The organism is Phyllobacterium sp. P5_D12 (genome assembly GCF_054049495.1).
Map to the genome: position 1 here is coordinate 1 of NZ_JBFUMG010000503.1, position 3255 is coordinate 3255.

4 protein-coding genes are annotated in these 3255 nt (G+C 54.5%); all 4 read right to left on the bottom strand.

Features of this window, described 5'->3' with window-relative positions; genetic code table 11:
• A partial coding sequence (locus tag ACXJ5O_RS22520) for an ABC transporter ATP-binding protein (protein ID WP_457301842.1) occupies window positions 1–541 on the bottom strand: 541 nt, incomplete at its 3' end.
• Window positions 542–549: 8 nt separating this feature from the next.
• The gene (locus tag ACXJ5O_RS22525; RefSeq protein WP_457301843.1) at window positions 550–1596 is read right to left on the bottom strand and encodes an ABC transporter substrate-binding protein; all 1047 of its coding nucleotides are present in this window, start codon (window positions 1594–1596) and stop codon (window positions 550–552) included.
• A gap of 39 nt (window positions 1597–1635) precedes the next feature.
• Window positions 1636–2676, bottom strand: coding sequence for an ABC transporter substrate-binding protein (locus tag ACXJ5O_RS22530; RefSeq protein ID WP_457301844.1), 1041 nt, complete (start codon window positions 2674–2676; stop codon window positions 1636–1638).
• Between the two features lie 139 nt (window positions 2677–2815).
• A partial coding sequence (locus ACXJ5O_RS22535; RefSeq protein ID WP_457301845.1) for an amidohydrolase family protein occupies window positions 2816–3255 on the bottom strand: 440 nt, incomplete at its 5' end.

The following is a 3255-nucleotide window of genomic DNA, read 5'->3' on the forward strand; positions in this document are numbered from 1 at the left end:
GAGCCGAAAATGGCTCGTCCATGAGCAATATCTCAGGATCATTGGCGAAAGCACGCGCAATCGAAACACGTTGTTTCATCCCGCCTGAAAGTTGATGCGGATAGGCGTCTGCAAATTTCAACAACCCGGTCCGGTCCAGGTAGTGATCAACGACTTGCTTGATCTGGGCTTGCGGCGCCCGGCGCATTTTCAATCCGTAGGCGGCGTTGTCCCACACCGTCATCCACGGAAAGATCGAGTCGCCCTGGAAAACCATCGAGTTGACTGGCCGCTGCGATCCCGCCTCAACACTTACGTCGATGCTGCCGTCGGTTGGTGCTTCCAGACCCGCGAGGATGCGCAACAAAGTCGTCTTTCCGCAGCCCGATGGGCCGACGATCATGAAGAATTCTCCGCGAGCAATATCGATGGTGACATTGTCTACGGCCGTGAAAGACCCGAACCTTTTACTCAGGCCTTTGATCCGGATTGCAGGCCGTTCTCGAGACTCCGTTGCAACATCGTCTCGCACAGTCGCTTTCTTGGCCAATGCTTGAATCATCCTTATTCCTAACCTGGGTTCTTTTGCGCTGGTCCGAGTTGCTTGAGTGCTTCTTCGACGAATGAATTGTCGATGATCTTGTCAGGGGTAACGCCCCCTTTGATCAGGCCTTGATCTTTGAAGAACTGCCAATCCTTCTGGATGCTCTCGCTATTGACCCGGCCATCGATGTTCACCGCAGGAAGTTTGATACTCCGCAAGAGCTTTTCATCCTTCGTGCCGGAATATTTCATGATCAAGGCTACGATCTCATCGGACCCCGGGCCATCGAGGCGCCCCTCAGGACCGAATGCGTTTCGGAAATCACGAACTGCCCGAATATAGGCCTTGGCAAATCGCACGCCGACATCCTTGCGCGTGCTGGCAAAGTTCTCGCTGAACATCAGCTCGCCGATTTGGGCATTGGGATAATATGTGTCGGTCGAGGCTAGCAAGACGCCGAGATTCTGGTTCAGCATCGGAGTGAGGTAGGGCTCGGTCGCTATCACGGCATCCACCGCCTTGCTTGCCAGTGCGGCCGCTTGCTGCGGGAAAGGCAGGTACACGACTTCCACGTCCTTGTACGCCAGACCAGCACTCTTCATTGCTTCGTTGAGGATGGACTCGGTGCTGCTGCCGCGGGCGACAATTGCGATTTTCCGTCCCTTCAGATCAGCGATCGACTTGACCTCGGTGCCCGCAAGATCTTTTCGCACCACGATGCCATGGAACCCGAAACCTGGGGCAACCGACGTACGGTCAGCGATGATCCGGATTGCTATATCGCGCTCGATTGCATTGAAAAGCCCTGCCGACACAGCCCCGCCGGCGACATCGATTTGCCCGGTGCCGAGAGGGGCGATGGCTTTTGCTGCCGAGTCGAAAAAGGTATAGGCGGGCTCGATGCCCTCCTCCTCGAAATATCCCTTACCCTGCGCAACATTCAGAATGAATTCGCCGGTCGAGGCAACGGTCCGTACTTTGACGACGTCAGCAGCCCGGGCCGCGCTGGCCATTGAGAAACTCATCAGCAATGAGCAAACGAGCAAGATAGTGCGGTTAACTTTTTCAATCATTTTGAAACCTCCCATCCCCAATGTCGCGCGAACTCGATCTCAGTGAGCCGCCTTGTAGGGACCAAGTTCGCTGGCAGCCTCATTGACGAAGCTTAGATCGACCACTTGATCGACTTGGACGTTGCCGTTGATCTGTTTTTGCTCCTTGAAGAAGGTCCAATCCTTCTTCAAGCTATCGACATTGACAGACCCATTCGGATCGACGGCATGGGCCGTCATTTTCCGGATAACGGCAGGATCCTTGACGGTGGAGTATTTCGCCATGATGGCAACGACGTCCTCGCCGTTCTTGCCTGCGATTTTACCATTCGCCAACGCGTCGTTGTAGTAGCGAACAGCTTGGACGTAGGCCTTCATGAAGCGCTTGGCGACGTCTGGTTTACCCTCTGCGAACGCCTGCCCGTAAAGAATAACTGCAGTTTGAGCGTTCGGATAAAACGTATCATTGCTCGTCAATTGTACCGCGGTTCCAGCGGCCAGAATTGCCGATACGGTAGGCTCGGTTGTTATGCTCGCATCGATAGCGCCGTTTTGATATGCGACGAACTGCTGAGGAAAGCCCAGATAAACCTTGTCCACGTCGCCATATCCGAGGCCAGCACYTTTCAGTCCCTCGTTCAAAACGGATGCATCGCTGCTGGCCTGCGCAACGGTTGCTATCTTGCGTCCCTTAAGGTCGGCGATGGTTTTAACAGAACCATCATCGACGAGCGCCTTGCGCACGAGGAACGATTGAAAGCCGAAACCGGGTGCATTGCGTGCCTTATCCGCAACTATCTTCAAACCGACGCCGCGCTCGATGGCATTGTAGAGGCCCGAGGACGCTGCCCCGCCACCGACATCGAGTTGCCCCGCACCCAAAGGTGCGATCATCTTTGCCGCGGAATCGAAAGCCACAAAATTTGGAGTGATATCCTCTTCCTTGAAGAAACCCTTGGCGTCAGCAATAAACAGTGCAATGTCACTGCTCGCATTCGTAAGGCCAATGGATACGCTGTCGGCTGCAAATGACTGCGCGGAATTGGCCATCAGTCCGCCGACCAGTGCCAGCGAATAGAAGATACGCATCCATGATCTCAACACCTGGTCTCCTCCTGTCTGCAATTTAACCTTCTGCCTCGCTTGACCAGCGAAGGCGGGTTATTGTGGCCAGCTTAGAGACGCCGGTAGATGGCCACAAATAGAGTTTTTGGTAGGGTCGTATAAGTGAAAMTTATATCTAGTCCTTGAGACCAAATAGCGCCTCAGCATTGCGGAAGCAGATTTTCTCCATATCCTCCTTGCTGAGATCCAGCGAATTGAGAATCCGCAGCGTATCGCGGATATAACCCGGACCTTTTTCGGGATCGAAGGGCGAATCCGAGGCGAAGAGTACACGATCGCTTCCGTAAAATTCCAAACCGCAAAGCGTCGCCGCCTTGGAGCCGAAAACGGCGGTATCGGCGTAGAAGTCCTTGAAATAGTCAAGAGGACGTTTCTTCAGCCGCTTGAGGACAAGGGTAAGATCCTCGTCACTTGTCCGCTTGCCGAGCTGGTCCCAACCGGGCCCAACGCGGCCTTCAAAAAATGGCACCATCGCTCCCATGTGATGGGCTACGACCTTGAGTTCGGGCAGACGGTCCATGAAGCCCGAAAATACCAGACGAGCCATCGCCGCAC